At 34.3% G+C, this 17,599-nt stretch carries 17 protein-coding genes; 2 read left to right on the forward strand and 15 right to left on the reverse strand.

From position 1 onward, the window contains the following. Nucleotides 1–269: 269 nt before the first annotated feature. The 5 genes from MKX82_RS25310 to MKX82_RS25330 form a co-directional block, all read right to left on the reverse strand. Nucleotides 270–1,031, reverse strand: coding sequence for a hypothetical protein (locus tag MKX82_RS25310; protein ID WP_341081009.1), 762 nt, complete (start codon nt 1,029–1,031; stop codon nt 270–272). After that, complete coding sequence (locus tag MKX82_RS25315) at nt 1,021–1,872, reverse strand: hypothetical protein (protein WP_341081013.1); 852 nt, start codon at nt 1,870–1,872, stop codon at nt 1,021–1,023. Before MKX82_RS25315 ends, MKX82_RS25310 begins: the two co-directional genes overlap by 11 nt. 4 nt (nt 1,873–1,876) lie before the next feature. Then, nucleotides 1,877–3,796 carry a hypothetical protein gene (locus MKX82_RS25320; protein ID WP_341081014.1) on the reverse strand — a complete coding sequence of 640 codons (1,920 nt, stop codon included), beginning with the start codon at nt 3,794–3,796 and terminating at the stop codon, nt 1,877–1,879. Between the two features lie 84 nt (nt 3,797–3,880). Further along, the gene (locus tag MKX82_RS25325; protein ID WP_341081015.1) at nt 3,881–4,984 is read right to left on the reverse strand and encodes an HNH endonuclease; all 1,104 of its coding nucleotides are present in this window, start codon (nt 4,982–4,984) and stop codon (nt 3,881–3,883) included. A 599-nt stretch (nt 4,985–5,583) separates the two neighbouring features. Continuing rightward, the gene (locus MKX82_RS25330; protein ID WP_341081016.1) at nt 5,584–6,288 is read right to left on the reverse strand and encodes a lipoprotein YvcA; all 705 of its coding nucleotides are present in this window, start codon (nt 6,286–6,288) and stop codon (nt 5,584–5,586) included. 881 nt (nt 6,289–7,169) lie between these two features. On the opposite strand from MKX82_RS25330, the gene MKX82_RS25335 reads away from it, so the two are divergent. After that, nucleotides 7,170–7,667, forward strand: coding sequence for a hypothetical protein (locus MKX82_RS25335; protein ID WP_341081018.1), 498 nt, complete (start codon nt 7,170–7,172; stop codon nt 7,665–7,667). A 39-nt stretch (nt 7,668–7,706) separates the two neighbouring features. Continuing rightward, on the forward strand, nt 7,707–8,246 hold the full coding sequence (locus MKX82_RS25340) for a DUF3841 domain-containing protein (RefSeq protein ID WP_341081021.1): 540 nt from the start codon (nt 7,707–7,709) through the stop codon (nt 8,244–8,246). Nucleotides 8,247–8,482: 236 nt separating this feature from the next. On the opposite strand, the gene MKX82_RS25345 is transcribed toward MKX82_RS25340, so the two are convergent. The 10 genes from MKX82_RS25345 to MKX82_RS25390 all read right to left on the reverse strand — a co-directional run bounded on the left by MKX82_RS25345 (nt 8,483) and on the right by MKX82_RS25390 (nt 17,457). Continuing rightward, on the reverse strand, nt 8,483–8,857 hold the full coding sequence (locus MKX82_RS25345; protein ID WP_341081023.1) for a hypothetical protein: 375 nt from the start codon (nt 8,855–8,857) through the stop codon (nt 8,483–8,485). A gap of 237 nt (nt 8,858–9,094) precedes the next feature. Beyond that, nucleotides 9,095–9,823, reverse strand: a complete 729-nt coding sequence (locus tag MKX82_RS25350) for an amino acid ABC transporter ATP-binding protein (RefSeq protein WP_341081641.1) — start codon at nt 9,821–9,823, stop codon at nt 9,095–9,097. Between the two features lie 26 nt (nt 9,824–9,849). Then, nucleotides 9,850–10,515: an amino acid ABC transporter permease gene (locus MKX82_RS25355; protein ID WP_233315191.1), complete on the reverse strand. Its 666-nt coding sequence runs from the start codon at nt 10,513–10,515 to the stop codon at nt 9,850–9,852. 29 nt (nt 10,516–10,544) lie between these two features. Next, nucleotides 10,545–11,327 carry a transporter substrate-binding domain-containing protein gene (locus MKX82_RS25360; protein WP_341081028.1) on the reverse strand — a complete coding sequence of 261 codons (783 nt, stop codon included), beginning with the start codon at nt 11,325–11,327 and terminating at the stop codon, nt 10,545–10,547. 662 nt (nt 11,328–11,989) lie between these two features. Next, nucleotides 11,990–12,283, reverse strand: a complete 294-nt coding sequence (locus MKX82_RS25365) for a hypothetical protein (RefSeq protein WP_341081031.1) — start codon at nt 12,281–12,283, stop codon at nt 11,990–11,992. Between the two features lie 144 nt (nt 12,284–12,427). Continuing rightward, the gene (locus tag MKX82_RS25370) at nt 12,428–13,150 is read right to left on the reverse strand and encodes a GntR family transcriptional regulator (RefSeq protein ID WP_341081034.1); all 723 of its coding nucleotides are present in this window, start codon (nt 13,148–13,150) and stop codon (nt 12,428–12,430) included. A 132-nt stretch (nt 13,151–13,282) separates the two neighbouring features. Beyond that, nucleotides 13,283–14,608, reverse strand: a complete 1,326-nt coding sequence (locus tag MKX82_RS25375) for a PTS sugar transporter subunit IIC (RefSeq protein ID WP_233315186.1) — start codon at nt 14,606–14,608, stop codon at nt 13,283–13,285. Nucleotides 14,609–14,631: 23 nt separating this feature from the next. Continuing rightward, nucleotides 14,632–16,035, reverse strand: a complete 1,404-nt coding sequence (locus MKX82_RS25380) for a glycoside hydrolase family 1 protein (RefSeq protein WP_341081036.1) — start codon at nt 16,033–16,035, stop codon at nt 14,632–14,634. A 302-nt stretch (nt 16,036–16,337) separates the two neighbouring features. Next, complete coding sequence (locus MKX82_RS25385; protein WP_251645803.1) at nt 16,338–16,604, reverse strand: hypothetical protein; 267 nt, start codon at nt 16,602–16,604, stop codon at nt 16,338–16,340. A gap of 469 nt (nt 16,605–17,073) precedes the next feature. Continuing rightward, nucleotides 17,074–17,457 carry a hypothetical protein gene (locus tag MKX82_RS25390; RefSeq protein WP_341081038.1) on the reverse strand — a complete coding sequence of 128 codons (384 nt, stop codon included), beginning with the start codon at nt 17,455–17,457 and terminating at the stop codon, nt 17,074–17,076. Between the last annotated feature and the right edge of the window lie 142 nt (nt 17,458–17,599).

The following is a 17,599-nucleotide window of genomic DNA, read 5'->3' on the forward strand; positions in this document are numbered from 1 at the left end:
TATTACAATATTATCAGGAATTAAATAAATTAATATTTATTCTCATAAACAAGAACAGGAAAATTTGAACATATATTCAAATCAGCCATAACTATTCTTATTATTCTCCATTACATCAATTTTTTCCGTCCTATCCAAGAAAGTAACGACTAGTTCCCTACTTTCAAAACTGCAATGAGATCGAGCAGCTTTATCAGACTTTTGCTATAAAAAAAACTAATAATTAAAGGGAAGGTTATAAAAAGGACTATCTACAGCCCTTCTCTTTGTTAAACTAACTCATACAATTGTGAAACTTCATAATACAAACTTAAATACTCCAAAAATACCTCTTTCAGTTCCTCTTTCTCCATCATTGGTGCCATTACAATCGGGTAACTCTTATTAAACTCAAAAATAACCCGTCTTCCTACCCTTTCGTCTTTCCCCAAATCATCTCGACCAGTAATTTTTGCTTTCATCACCTTAGAGAGATCCATTTCATCAATAATATCCAAAATATTTATAAGGAAGCTATCATTTCTGAAAATTTCATATTTGATAATATAGTTATATACATCCAGGTTATTAACCAACAATTCATAGTACCTTAAACGCTCTGCTTCACTAGATACTATATCGTTAATATATTGAGCACCAAGTACGCATTTATAAATATAACTTTCCCAATCAAATTTCTTAAGGACGATATTATTAAATTCTTTTATATTGCTTGTTATCTGCGGATAATTTTCTAGTAAGTACTCCCTTTTTTCTGTTACTAGGAGTGAATGCCAGAAAAGTTCATCGAAATGCAGGTCTCTATCCGTATGTAAATAGGAGCAAGACAACACCTTAAAGGCTTCTAAAAACAGCAGCCTTTTCTCTTCTTCACTTCCCTTTCCCATATAAATAGGAAAATCGGGAGCTTCATTAATTTCGACGACCTCTCCTGAGAAGTATTCATCTTTATATTTGAGCTGATCATTTATAAAATCATCGTAAAATTGTTCGTTTTTTTTGTAGCCTTTTTTTAGTAGCTTAACTTCCACTTACACTTAGCCCCCTGACTGCATTCATATATCTTTCCATAATTCGATCTGAAATGGCATAAATAACTTCGTCTATTGTATCAATACTTAATTCCTGTATTGCCTTTTTTTTCATCAAATTGTACAGTTTTAAATCGAGCTCATCGCTTGGAACATCGATCTCCTGTAAATCTACAAATTCTTCCCCTTCACCATGGATTACGATGAAACGATGAAGCGCCTTCTGTAGTCCCATATAAATGAAAGGATTATTTAATCTATTGCTCATTGGCAAATCATTGAACTGAAGGTTTTCATGTTTGTAGTGAATAATGATTGTTTCACTTCCAAGCTCTATCTTTATATCACTGCGCAACTCAGGGTCAAGTTTTTTCTCAAATAGATCTAATGGTTTTGCCAGACTTCCTTCAAATACAACTATATTAGAGAAGCCAAGAATAGAGTTCTTTGGTACCACTATTTCGTCTCTAAAAAGATTATAAAACTCATTTAGGTCGCCATTTTCAGCAAAGCTGATCTCTTCCTTTGATAGAAGATGCAACTGTAAAGTAGTTCGTTTACTTAAAGAAATGCGCGATTTAGCAATTTCAACACTTTTTTGAGTCGGCAACAGTTTATAAAACTTATTGTCTTTAGACTGTATTACTAAGACAAGTTGCGCTTGTCCCCTAACTAGCAATCTAGTAATAAAATCTGAGCTTATTTCATAGTTTATTATAAAATGATAGCTGCGGGCATTCTCCTGCAACTCGACTTCAAAAATGAAGTCGCTGCTGTCATAGCTGGTGGATGTGTTTGTTAACAATGGATAGGGAAAGTTAACGTCTTTTTTATATATCATGATGTTACACCTCGACGTAATAAATAAATTTCAGTGCTTTATTAAAGTTGCTATTCAGTTCTAACTGCATTTGGGCCAATCCATCCCTGATCGTAACATTTTGAATTACATTGTCTTTCACGGAACATTCTCTTCCCGTTGCAGTATCAATAACTCTCTGGTAATTTCCCTTTACTTTAAACTCATCCGGATATTCCACACCCATGCCATCAATTACAGAGAGGGAGATATTACAGGAAGGTTCCTTATTTATTTCTTTGCTGTCCTTAAAGTTAAATTGGATCATCTCTCTATTTCCTACAACGATTCTTTTAACTATTCCAGGCTGAGTAATATATCTTTCTTTTGCTTTATTTTGATCATCTTCTTCAGATACAGGATTTCTAGGTTTAACCTTCCTTACAGGTTTAGGATCTTTAGGTTTTTCTTCCCCATTTCCTTTAGTTTTCGCTTTTCTTTTCTTTTTAGGGACTGTATCAGTCATCTTTAATACTGATTTTCCTTTATTAATCATTACTGTTTCTGAAGTACCTGCTAATTCTTGCTTAAACTCATTTTCAACAGTATATAAGATATCCTTTGTATTCATTAAGCCGTCCGTTGGATTCTTCTGTCTCATTGCTTCTTCTACAACAGCAGCTACTTTTTTGGAAAGATTGTTAATGAACTTCTTGGCTTGTTTTTTTAAAATCGGGTCCTTTATATGTTCATGAGAAAGCTCTGTATGAGATTCGTTTTCCAATGATTTTAAGTATCCATCCTCTGCAGGTCCGCCAATCAATACAGCGTTGAATGGTTTATTTACATGTCCCGTAATTTTTTTATCTTCTATTTTCATTCCAATTGTTCTTACGATTGCAACTCTACCTTTAGGAATGGATTCGTCATAGCGGAAATACAAAGCAAATTCATAATCTCTTACCCCATCAGAAACACTTATAGTTTTCGGTGTTTCCTCTGAATATGTCCTAACATAAAGAGGAGTGAACTCATGCTTCATTTCCGACATTTCCTGTACATAGTATTCTGCGTTTTCTACATAATTACAAATGGTCTTATGAGTTATCTTTTTATTGTTGATCACTACTTCCAGTTTTTTTTGCAAAATAGAAACAAAAAAGCTTTCACATACACTTCGGATAACTTCTTTTTCGTCATTATACTCATCTCGAAGAAACGGGATAATAATTTTTAATCCCCTTGATTTTTTCTCAAAAGCAGAATGAAATGTATTTTCAAACGGATAGAACTTTGTTTTAGTAGAACTAAGTGATTGGATTTTAGTAAAATATCCTGAAGATCGATAACATTGATCTTCATAATTATGTTCGATCAATTGCACTGTTCCGCCGAGATGCTGATTCCCCTCTGCATCACAGTTAGCAAAATACATGATATTTAAATCGGAAGATGCATTAGAGGCTATTTTTCCAACACCATGGGAACCGCCGCGCGCCGTTTCAAGAGCCTCATCCTCTTCCTCTGAGTGAACCCCTTTGTTGTAGGCATAAATAGACCAAGTATCTTCTTTCGAATCACTTTGGCCATTTTTCGCTCCTTTTAGCCCACGTGTATTGAGATCTTCAAAAGATATGTACGCCACTTCATCCTGCAACATTTTTTTACGCATATGTTCAATAGCTTCTTTCGTATAACTATTGCGTCCCTTTAAACTCTCTATGCGTTTAACAACCTCTTCAATCCCTGGTATATCATCTCTTTTTAGTTTCCCCATTTTAATGACGACTGTTACTGGTTCTGCCGTTTCATGGAGTCGTCCATCCATGGAATTTTGTATATTTTCCCGTACAAGTCCCTTCACTTTCATATTATAAAAACGTTCTAGAATTTTATTAAAATTGGACTCCTCAATATTAGGAATCGGTGAAAATTGCCAATGTTGATTTTTTGCTAAATCCATCATTTCATGCTCTCCTGCTATATAATAATTATTTATAATACAAAACTAAATATAAATATCTAACCTCTTCCATAAGAATGGTTCTTATTAAGTTTCCAGTAATTTTTCCTTAGTAGTAATAGTAGTTATGAGTTTTTTATTATATTCAACGTTATCACTACCATAATGTACTCTTCTGTGACAATTCGGACATATAGCAGCAACATTTTCTGGATGGTCCATTCCTCCATCTGATAATCGATATAAGTGATGAACTTCTAAAAATGGATGTCCTTCTTTTGTATAGAAAGGGGCTTCTTGATTACACGCTTCACAAATACCCTCCGATCTAACAAGTGCGTATTTCTTAATAGCCGCAGAACGTTTCCGAGTAATTTGTTTCTTTTCCTTAATTGTGTAAGTATCGGTAGAAGAAGATTCTGTTGCCAGTAATCTTAATTCCTCCAGCCTATCGGTTTCTACGAATGTGGAAATATCTTCAGTTTTGACTGTGATATTCTCATTTCTCACAAATTCAAAGATTATTAACCGTCGACTATTCCCAAACTTATCAGGACCAGCTCCAAAATGATAACCAACTAATGTCAACTGACCTTCAAATTTATATAAACCGTTATTTTCATTCTTTTCGAACAAAAAAACATCTTTACGATTATCAATATGATCCCTTAATGCCTTATTCCCTTCAGTGAATTGCTGATCACCTACTTGGCCTTCACCAGTATATAGATAGGTATTCTCATCCTTCCACCCATCTTCATACCCGTATAATTTACCTCCCTGCCCTGAAAAGATAAAAATCATTGGATTGTCTCTTGAAGAGGAAATCCCTCTTTGTCGATTCCCTCCCAGACTGTCATGTATATTAGAGCGCTTATACTCAGTATTTAGAACAAATGGAAAAATGGATGATTGAGCATCTACTTTTCTGATGCCCCATTTACCTGTACCTTTTCCATCTACAGAGTAAAAGATATCTTTATCTCCCCCTGGCGAACCTTTAAAAATATCGCAATCACTTGAGTGTATATATATATTCTTTCTGATCTGTGATTTCCAGTCTTTATATGCACTTAAATCAAGACTTTTTGTCATTGCTACTTCACTATAAATTTCTTCAAGCGTACCTTCTCCACCTAAATTTTTAATTGCAGTGATTATTTCTTTTAACCATTTGTTTAAATAAATCATGTGACCTCCAATATTGAAATAATTACAATATAGCTACATCCTATATAGGAAAAACAAGAATGCCTCAAATCGATGCTTGATTAGGCCTATTTCCAGAATGTTGATACCTTGTTATTCTGATTCATCTACAGTTTTTCCACACACTAAATAACTCTGCCTTTTTCTATTAATTACATTTCCCTTCTTTATGCAAAAAATATTCCGAATGTAATAGGTAATAAAGACTAATACGTTAATTTTATTACAAAAAAACTTCTTGTTTTGTCGAAATCTGTCGGTTAACAAATAGAAAATATTAGAATTTTTTTTGCAACACTGCTAATTTAGTGTGTTAAAAAATAGGAGTCGCACTCAATTGAGTACGACTCCTAAAAATAGCTCATAATTTCACACATTACTTAACAGTTGCTAATGCAAGCTGGACATACTAGCTTGCAACAATTATGTCAGGCATTTTAATTTTAATCATTATTTCTCTTCTATTATTTAATTAAGATAAATAATTTAATTTCGCTTTCAATCCACTATAAACTGATAGTAAGACCTCCAGTAAAAAATGTATATATAATATAATTAATCCCGAATTAGTTCCAAATTCGTCACCGATTTATAAATCGAATCGAAGATATCATCTTTGTCACTTTATCTCTTGCACTTTTTTCATCTAAAGAACAGGATTGATTATCATCCTTACATGTAAAGATAAAGGAATATTCCACTCCCTCCACTACGCTTTGATTTGGTTTAACAAAGCCGAAGTATCTATAGGAGTAATTATATTTTCTATCCAAATTATCAAATGTACTTTTTTTATATCCCATATACATTTCTGTATCATCCGTATTTTCATTCTGATATTCTTCTGAGTATTTATTTTTTCCACTAATGATTTCTAGCATTGTATCGGTTTCCTGTAGAAAACTTTGTCCATTGTGATAGATAATTTGACCATTCATCAAAATATTTGCTTCTTTATCAAATTCATTAAAGCCAATGTTTTCTTCATTTTTACTATAACTAGATAATAAATCTGAGTACTTTCCTTCTTCTGGGAATAACATTCTAATCTTCTTAGATTTAGATTCAAGTAAATAGTACCCAGGCTCCACTTCTTCGGTTGATACCATGTATGCTCTTGTTGCTTTATCTTGGAAGGCCGTTACCTGTGGTAAGTCCTTTGCATCCAAATCCTTCGGAGCTTTTTGTTCTTCTCCCGCTTGTGTTTGGTTAGCTTCCTCTTTTTTCACTCCGCAACCCCCTAATAAAACTGCAAGAGTTGATAAAATAACCAGTGCCTTATTCATCAAAAACCTCCAGTTAAAACATATATATGTAGTTTTTTTACTCCGTTGAAACGCAACGTTCTAATGCTCAATACCCAATAATTATATTTTTTAGTATAAATTATTATTAAAAAAGTCATTTATTTAGAAAAATGTAATTATACTATTTATGGTACTTTCTGTAACTATACAATGGAATAGGTAATTCAGTTGATATTTTTTCCTAAGAAGGTATAAAAGACCTCTCCAGAAATTTATTAAAAGTTTTTTCTAATCTGTTACTTCTAGTATATACAGGTTATTAGGTAAGCTTACTGTAAAATAGACTATACATTTTAGTTATGGAAGTTTTAGAAAACCCTTGAATGGTGTGATACCCACTGTAGGATATATTCTAAATTTAAAACATGAAGTTATGAAGAGATTGGTATATTTCAGTTGTATGGAACGAATATGTTACTTTGACTCTGCAACCAGTCTCAATATTATGAAACAAGGTTTGGTGCTTGTTCATTCTGACTTTAATAAAAATAAATATGGGATAACTTAAATACTGTCACTAAACAGGTACATTGCAGCTTTTCTGGGCAAGCAACTACGAACGCACCTTACAAGGATAATGATAATCAAGGCAATGAAGTATCAGGTAAAGTTGATAAAGTTTCTTATCCCATACTTGTTCCTTTGTATGAATATCCATTGTAATAAGAATTAAAAGTCACCATGCAAAACAGCTCATCAGAACCCTGTATCGTATAACTCTATAGGTAATCAGCCAATAATCCGTCAATATATGAAAAGATTTATTTTTTGACATGAAAGTAAATTAATTGAAAGTTAATTATTTAAACTATATAATAATTAATCTTGCAATATATTTCTTATTGATTGGAGAGAAAATATTGGAATTAAAATATGTCGAGTTAATTTTAGAAAATTGCGAAGTTGTAAAAGTAGACAGAAAGTTCATCGGTGATTTTCACTTAGGGGAAATTAATACTACTATATCCAGAGTCGCAAGCAACAGTATTTCAAAAAAAGTTTCATGCAATGAATTTATAATTCAAATCAACAGAGATATGAATAAAGAAGAATATAACCAATGTACATTTAGTCAAATTGACCAGAAAACTAATCCTATTAAAAGACTAATGAAATATCAAGACATCACAGCAGTTGAAATTACATACAAGAATGATTCCTCAGAAATCATATATCTTAAATGGCACATTGAAGATGAATATAATAACCGTTTTCAAAAATCAAAGCTGAATAATTGTGGAGATCTTTATATTGTAATTTCAGAGGATAAAGAGTTTGGGGATGTTTATGGCGATGAAATTAATTATGAAGAGAAAATTAATTTTGCTTGGGATATGTATAAAGAACCCGGAAATTGAATCAAGAATAAACAGCAAAAATATTAAAGGGGTTTTGAAATGAGAGTTTATACTGTTCAAAGATTAGATGCATATTACAAAATGAGGGAGCAAGGCTATTTGTCTGGTGAGGAAAAGTTTGTTTGGGAGGAATTTAAAGAGCCATATAAATGGATGATGTCTCAGATGGAAAAAAGAATTCCTGGATATACAAGTGGAACTTATCCAATATGGGTTTGGAGAAGAAGAGTGAACAGAAATGAGAGTGCTCTATTACCAAAAGGTACTAAAGGGGTTATTCTAACATTAGAGATACCGGATGAACAGATTTTATGGTCAGATTTTGAGACTTGGCATTCAGTGCTATCTAGTTATCCAGTAACAAAAAGTGAAGATGAATGGGAAGAATTTTTAAAGGACGAAGAAAATTTTCCAGTCGAAGACACATGGGAAAGGATTTTCGATTTTGAATTACTAAGAAGTATCGAAGATTCTTGGGGAAAGCTTGATGAAGAATGGATTCAAGGTGTAACACCGAGAATAACGGTGGATATGGTAAGGAAAGTTACTAGATTTATAGCAAAAGGTACTAAGCACTAAGATAATATACTTTTAAAAGATTAACGTAATACAACCATCAAAATATAATGGCTAACATAAACGCTTTGACAAACAGAAGAGAAAACAATTCTAATATTGTTGTCAAAGTCTCTGATGGGTGCATAGTATGTAACGATGTCTATATACCAACACCGTTACATTTACTAATATGCTTACCCTTCTATTTCTCTTTTATATAGAAACATGTGAAATCTCATCTGTAAACTCAATCAAATTTAATTCCTTTTATTAGATACAAACATGTTTATTCTATCAGTGAACAATATCCCTCTTACTTTTATTTCATCATTTAGATCCATGTAGTTACTATTTATATCCTTAATAAGTGTTACATAATCTACAAGTTCTCGGAGTCCTGTAACGGCATACTCCAATCGAGAAGTATGCTTTACTTCTCCTATAATGATGTTTTTTAATATATTCGTATCTTTTTCATAGATTTCAACAATAATATCTGGTCTACCACTCCAAAAGGTGGAGGTGTCAATACTATGATTAAATAGGACCTTTGCTAATTTTTCCGCTTTATTCATTGAATTTAATTTACGGCTAATAAACGGGTGATCCTCTAGACAAACTTCTTTTGTCAAAATAAATGGCAGCATTAAATCGTAGCACCTTCACGGGTCCATTCCTGTATACTTGAACATAGTATCTATTTTCTTCTTTCTTATGAAAAATAAACGTTTGACTTTATTTCCTTATTATTCCATTTTTCTATGTTTATGAATTTAGTACCACTTTTTAGTGTCTAAAGACTCAAATTCAGTCTAATTACAATAAAAATAAGAGGTCCTGCCTAAACAACCAGACAGGACCTCCTATTCCTATTTCAACATCGTAGCCTTCAAAAACTCCCGAGTTCTCTCCTCTTTAGGATGGTTAAAAAATTCCTCAGCGGTTCCATGTTCAACAATCTTTCCATCGTGCATATACACAATCTTATCCGCTACTTCTTTAGCGAAGCCCATTTCATGTGTTACGACAACCATTGTCATTCCTTCTTCGGCTAAGTCTTTCATGGTTGTCAGAACCTCTCCGACTAGCTCGGGATCGAGTGCGGAGGTCGGCTCATCAAAGAGCATAATGTCTGGTTCCATTGCGAGTGCTCTAGCAATCGCCACACGTTGCTTTTGGCCACCTGATAGTTTGCTAGGATAGACATCTGCCTTATCCTCTAAATCTACTTTATTCAGTAATTGTTTTGCTTTAGAGATAGCCTTCTTTTTGTCAACACCCTTTACCATGACAGGTGCTTCAATAATATTTTCCAGAACAGTTTTGTGCGGGAACAGGTTGAAATTTTGAAACACCATTCCTACCTTTTCCCTAATCTTGTTGAGATTATCGGTTTGAGGATTGACTTCATTTCCTTCAATGATAATTTTGCCGTTATCCTTCTTTTCTAGAAAGTTTAAACAGCGAAGAAGGGTGCTTTTTCCTGAACCGCTGGATCCTATAAGACAAACAACATCGCTTTCTAGAACGGTCATATCGATATCTTTTAAAACATGCAGGTCTCCAAATGATTTATTCAATTGATTTATTCTAATCATTTCCTTCTTGTCCAATGTGTTCACTCCTATCTGTCACTTGCGGATAGTTTTAATTCAATTCGGTTTACTACAAATGTCAACAGTGCTACTAGTAATAAATAGTAGACTGCTACAATGAGTAAATAGGTCATTTCGTCAAAATTATTGGACCCTAGTGTTGTTGCCACATTGAACAGCTCATTCATGGAGATGAATGCGGCTAGCGAGGAATCTTTTAAGCTTATGATAAATTGATTGCCTAAAGGCGGCAGCGCTCGGCGGAATGCTTGTGGAAGAATAATTCTTCTTAATGTCAATGTCTTTGTCATTCCTAAAGAGCGTCCTGCCTCCAATTGACCTTTGTCAACGCCTTGGATCGCTCCGCGCAGGATTTCGGAAATATAGGCTCCGTTATGTAAAGCTAGGGCGATGGAAGCGGCCCAAAAATCTGGCAGGAGGAAAATGCCGCTAATTCCGAAGTAGAGAATAAATATTTGTACAATCAGCGGTGTACCACGAACTAAATAGACATATGTATCTGAAATAACTTCTAATATTTTTATTTTAGAGATTTTTAATAGAGCAAAGACAAGTCCGATGACAATTCCCAGTAAGATAGAAACAGCTGTCAGCTCTAATGTTAAAAGCATTGCTTTTATAAATACACCTTTTGTATCTATTAATACGTCAAAAAAATGCGAAAAACTTGGCAATGTTATACTTCCTTTCTTTCCAGGTTGATTTATTCTGGTTTTTTGGTAATGTCCTCACCAAAATATTTGAGACTAATCTCTGTTAGTGTCCCATCTTCTCGGAGTGCTTCCAAAGCTTCATTTACTCGCTTCAATAGCTTTGGATTATCCTGAGGCAGTACAATTGCTTGTTCACTGCGACTAATTAACTGCTGTGCTTTAATTTTAAAGCCTTCCTTTGCAGCACTTTTGCCTGTAACAAAATCGGTGATTACTGCATCATGACGTCCGCTGCTTAATGCTTGTAATGCTGTGATATCACTGTCATAGGTTTTTACTTTGTCTGTATACTTGGAAGCTGTATCGGCATATGTCGAGCCTTTTGCTACCGCTACTTCCTTGCCGGCTAAATCGTCGGCCGTTTTAATTTGACTATCTGGTCTGGTGAATATTTGCGGTCCAGAATAATAGTATGGTGTCGAGAAGGAAACATATTTACTCCGCTGCGGATTAATCGTATGACTAGCAACAGCTGCATCCGCACGGCCTGTTTTTACTCCTTCTACAATTCCTTTGAATTTAATACGCTTCTGAACCGGCTCAAGGCCCATTTCTTTTGCAATCGCTTCGCCAACCTCAATATCAAAGCCCGACATGGTGAGATCATCATTTATATAACTAAATGGCTTAAACTCACCAGAAGCAGCAAAAACAAATTGATTTTTATGTATCAGTTCAGATCCATCGGCAAGCTTCTCTTTTTCGGTACAAGCAGTTAACAAGCAGACTATGATTAAACTGAAAAACAATATGTACTTTTTATTCAACAACATGTTGGCTATCAACCCTTTTCCCTCTCATTTATTTCAACACTATCTAACTAAATCTCTTGCTTATGAAAATATATACCCCATTTATTCTCTATAAAACAAAAAGTGTCAGGCACCGATAATGGTTCCTGACACTTTTTGTATATCTAGTTTTACTGTTTCAAACAAGACGAACCATTTAACTAACACAATATTTCTCAACGTTTTTTCTTTGAAGTATCTTTTATAGTTTTTCTCATTGCTAAAAATAATACAATAATAAAGACACCTGAAAATATTAAAATAGAATACAATTGTCTTGTTCCTTTCTTTTTTTAAGCATTGTTATAAAACCTATTTTTTAAAATTTCAACATTGAACTTATTATTAAATCCCTAGGGATTTAATATTACAAAAACATGATTGGATTACTACTAATCATCTAATAATGCTTACTTTACTTTCTCAAATCTGCCTTTAATTTTAAGATATGGATAGCAAAATATAATTTTATTAAATTACAGTGATTCTAAAAATATAGTTATCATTTATTAATCACCTTTTCGGAACAAAAAAGACACCGCCATGATGTCTAACAGGAAACAGTGTCTTTTTACAAAATTTACAAATAAATATCTCTTATTATTTCCAAATAACTCAAGGGGTGCACCTTTTTTGGTCCCCCCCTAATTCGTTCTTTCGCCTAAAGTAACTCCGAAAATATCAATAACCAATTCAATTAATGTTCTGAGTTCCTCTTCATTCATATCCTTAATGTTAATCCAGCCTCTATTGTCTATTTCATATTTTTTTAAAGGATCATTTAACTCTTTACCACATATATATCCATTGCCTGTATGGCTGAACTCTCGTGCGATTACTTTATTTTTATACTTATAGTTATATCTGTCGTAGCTAATTTTATATTCAAATAAAGAATATGAATTTAAAATTTTGCGTTTCTGTTCTCGCGAAAGCATGTACCTCACTCCAATAAGTGTTGCTCATTAATCGTTTATCATTCTCAAAATAGAAGTGGATTTGCTAATATATCTCACTGTTTCTTTGTTAATACATCGTGCGTGTTTATAGATATTCTTGGAAATCTTCTACCACTTAAATAGTCAATTCTTATACTTCATATCCACAACCAAAATATCCCCCATATCATATCGATGCCGCGTTCTTGAATACTCAAACGGAACCCCATTATCCAAATAAACAACTTGAATCACTTCAAGTACAGGATCTCGTTCCGTGCACTTTAAATATTGCTGATCCAGTTCATCTGGCTGGTCTGCACGGATGCGTCTGTTGGCACCCAGCATCGTTAAGCCGAGATCATTTTTTATGTATTGATAGATGGACTTATTCAGGATTTCTTCTGTTATATTTGGGATTACATGGACTGGCATTATGGTATGCTCCATTAAAAACGGTTCTTCGTTCAACAGCCTGAAGCGGATAATGTCATAAATAGGCTGGCTTTTGGTAATCATCAGTTTTTCACACTCGTCTTCGGTTGGAAAGCGGACGTTGAAGGAGATAATAACGCTTGAGATCGTACCGTTGCCTTTTATCTGTTCTGTTACTCCTACGTATTCATCTGCCCTTGAATCGAGCTTGGACATTTGTAAGGCGTTTTTTCTAATAAATGTTCCAGATCCTTGTTTACTGTATATTAAGCCTTCGATTGATAATAAATTTAAGGCTTTTATAATAGTCACTCTGCTCGTGCCAAATTCTTTTGCCAACCTTTCCTGATCTGGAAGGGGTTTTGATGCATCATATTCATTGTTGATGATTCTATTTCGAATTTGTTCGGCAATATTTTTATACTTGACCATTTTTTACACCTCAAAGAATTTATTATTTAGAATGGCTTTGGCTTGCTGTTTTAAAAAAAGGAAATCGCCAATTATTGGACGATTTCCCTATATTAGTATCATAACATGTTCAATACTGATACCTAAAGTATTTTATGCTGCTTTGTCGTTGCTCATCTGGCTGACCCGTTCACTTATTCTCATAAATGGCAGGTATAGGAATGCACCACCGATGATAATCACAGCCTGCAGAAGTACAGCCTTCCAGTCACCTGCTGTTGCCAGATAGGCACTCAAAAGCGGCGGAGTTGTCCATGGAATATATACAACCGTCTTGCTGATGAACCCGACAGCTGTGGCAAAATAAGTGACGATAATGCCGATGGCTGGCAGGAGTACAAATGGTATCATCATTGGAATATTGAAGACAATTGGATAGCCAAAAATAACCGGCTCATTAATATTGAACAGTCCTGGTCCTGTAGCTAGCTTGGCGATATCCTTCCCTGGCTTGCTTTTTCCAAATAGGAAGATAGCGAGAATCAATGAAATTGTGCTGCCTGTACCGCCAATCATGCCAAATGTATGCACAAAAGAGCTGTTGATAATATGTGGGATTGCCTCGTTATTTGCATAAGCAAGCATATTTTCATTCATATTGGCCAGTAGCAGCGGATCGAGTAATGCGCCATTGACAACTGTTTGATGAATGCCGATTGAAAACAGGAAGTTTCCAATACTGTAAATAACTACTGTCCCTATCAAGCTCGTATTAATTTTTCGTAATGGCTCTTGAATCATATTAGAAATTAGCGAAATTAAGTTAGTGTCAAATGCTACTGCCAAAATTAATGAGATCACACCAAATAAGGATAATACCAAGATGGCGGGAATCATGACATTAAACGATTTACTCACAGCTGGAGGAATATTGTCCCCTAGACTAATTGCAAGCTTCTTAATACTAGAAACTTTTATAAAGATTTCAGTCGCTACCAAGCCGATAATAATTCCAGCAAACATTCCAGTTGTGCCAAGGTTGCCGAATGTCAGAACGCCTGTAATATCAACTGCTTTTTCTGCGCCGACTGGAGTCAGCGAAACGGTATTGGGCATCATTATGACCAGTGTTGCTAACGCAATTGCGGCAGATGCCAAGGGATCCTTAAAGTTCCGATTTCTTGATAAGCTGTAAGCAATCATTGGAGCAAGCAAAAGGCCGGCAATATTTAAAGTACCATTAGTGATGGTGGTTCCCCAGTATTGGGCATTTGCTAGTGTATTACCTTCAAAAAACCATGGAAAGATGACGTTATTAACCAGCACTGCTACCCCTGCTAAAATAAACAGCGGCATAATTACTGCAAATGCATCTCTTAAGGATCTTAGATGAATCTGGCCGCCTAATTTGGCGGCAAACATGGTGAATTTATCAATAAACGACAGTTTTTCAGCAGTGTCACTTTGACCTTTACTCATACCGTTTCACCTTCTCGTTATTTTTATTGATTCACTTTGTTCTCCAATGGCTCGAGGTCTTCCCCGTTGCTGCTGATCACTTTCTGCAGCCACCAAAAGCTTTTCTTCGGTACACGTTTCATATCTTTCAAATCATGGTTTTCTCGATTGACATACACTACACCATAGCGTTTGCGCATATCACCTTGCGAGCTTAGAATATCTATTAACCCCCAGCCCAAATATCCAATCACATCGACTCCATCAATAAAAATCGCGTCCTTCATGGCTTGGAAATGTTCCTTATGATAGGCGATGCGGTAGTCATCCTGGATTTCATTTTGACCATCCCAGGATTCAATCACACCGATGCCATTTTCAATCGGGAAAACCGGTAATTTGTAGCGGTCATACATCTTATTTATAACGTCACGGAATCCAAGCGGGTCAATCTGCCAATTCCATTCCGTTGTCTCTAGATACGGATTATCTTGTTTGCCATGATGCATATAATAATTGACTGCTGTTCCCTCTGGAACCAAGTCAGTGTTGATCGTAGTGCTGGCATAATAGCTAAAGGATAAGAAGTCGCTTCGAAGTTTGGACAGCTCTTCTAAATCTTCTGCCTGAATGCCCATATCAATGTTCTCACGCTCGACATAGGTCAAAACTTCTCTTGAATATTTTCCGAATGTAAATGCTTCTAGGAGGTTATGGTTGAAAAATTCGTCAACCTTTCTGGCATAGAGGATATCTTTTGGTTTGCAGGTGGCTGGATAGACTTCCATATAAGCAAGCATGCCGCCGATTAATGTATTTTCATGATTATCATGAATATAGTTGGCAATCTTAGCGTGTGACATCATAACATGATGCTGAATTTTATAAAGCTCATCCAATGTTTTCTCGCCGCTTAAATAGCCGCTGATTCTGAATGCTTCAGGAATATGATAAAGGTTTTGTTCATTAAAAGTGATCCAATACTTTACCTTATGAGCAAAGCGGTCAACCATTTCCTTGCCATACCGGACAAAGGCATCCATCACTTCCCGGCTGACAAAACCATTATACTTTTCAGCCAAATGAAGCGGCATATCAAAATGATAAAGACAAATCATCGGTTCAATTCCACGTGCAATTAATCCATCAATAAATTTGTCATAGAATGCGATTCCTTCTTCGTTGAAAGCACCGTCACCAGATGGATTAACCCTGCTCCAGGAAATTTGAAAGCGATAACAATTCATGCCAAGCTGCTGCATAAAATCAAAATCCTCTTCATAGCGGTTATAACTGTCTGTTGCTACTTTCCAATCTGATGCAAACTCAGAAGCTTCACGAGTGTCATAAACCGATAATCCCTTACCGCCTACATTCCAAGCTCCTTCCGTCTGCATACTAGAAACAGAATTGCCCCATAAAAAACCGTCTTTTAACCTGTCTGCCATTTTTCACCCTCCATTTATTTCAAATATTTACAACATTAGTGTAAGCGCTTTATCAAAATTTGTAAATACAATTTTTATAATTTGAAAACACAAATATATTTTTTCTAATTAACTGAATTACATGCATCAAGATAATCATATCGACTGACCATTTTTAACAACTCTAGCTATCCATTGAAAATAAAAAAGGGAAGGCTCTTGAAATTTATGAGCCTTCCCTTTTTTAATTGCATTAATCTTTCTAACTTTTACTATGCTATCAATCTATTAATGGTTTAGCAAAATATCAACAAATACTTTCATCATAATTCTTTTATTAGCTTTTCAGCCTTATGCAATTCTCCTAAAAGTGTGTTTTGATAGTCATTATAGCTATCCATATATGTTCGTACACCACCTAAAATATTTATTCTTTTAATATCCTCATTATTTTCTAATATTTCTAACGCCTTCTTATATCTTGAATATAGAAGCTTCAAAACACCACTATTTATATCTTTAGCATACTCTTCTTCTAATTTATTTATCACTACTTTTATTTGGTCAATTAACTGCTTTTTCTTATCCATTTTTATTCTCCTATCTACTCGGAACCTCTCGTGTCTCTATTTTCCATTCAGGGGTCTTGTAGTAGTATATTGGGCTTCCATCGCTTTCTAGTAATGCACCAGTTTATAGTATACTGTGCCTACACAATCCTGTTATGGTTCATATAATTCTGTACTCTACTAGTTTGCATAGTGTTTACAAAGGCCTGATGGATAAACACTCAGTTTTAGAAATTTGTTCTGTAACATATATATTTGCATTTCTTAACCTAAAAGATATAATTCTTTTAGGTTATCTATAAAATCAGAATCCGTTTTTATTTCAAGCTTATTAATAAGTTCATAAAATTGGCTTAATTCGCAGGAAAAATGATATAAAACTATGGCGGCACTATTCAATTCCCTAGATTTATCTATATAAATCTTAGAGTCATTTTTCCCTAAAAATAAAACATTATATCTATCATTTGTGCCTTTTTCTAATATTATTCTATCTGGCTCTACTTCTAAAAAAGAATAACACTTTTCTTCTGAATGGGTTTTTTAGAATCTTTTGCACATAATTTAAGGAGTCTGCACCCTCAATTTCATTTTCAACGTTTACATCATATTTTCTAACTTCTAACTTACTTTTCGAAAAGATATATAATGCCAATACAGAGTTATATTCATCTGAAAATACATCTACTTTGTATTCTTTTCCTCTAACAACTTCATATAGCACATAGTGATTACTTACTTTATTGAATGTTAATTTAACAGTTATTTCAGGATAGCTTTCTCCACTTATCGGAGCAACACAAATCACATCTTTTTCACTTTGAATCACTTTAAATTCTGTTTCGACTAGTTTGTAGATAGCACCTAAATCCATTTTCCCATACTCCTATGAGTTTATTTGTTTACTAAGTTCTATATAAATATAATAAAAACCTCCAAAAAGGAGGTCTCTACTTCTATTATTACCACTAACAATAGAAAGTCGTATATAATTTATATATCCTTAATAAACGAAA

Origin of the sequence: Niallia sp. FSL R7-0271 (assembly GCF_038005785.1) — a bacterium.
Lineage (GTDB): Bacteria > Bacillota > Bacilli > Bacillales > Cytobacillaceae > Niallia.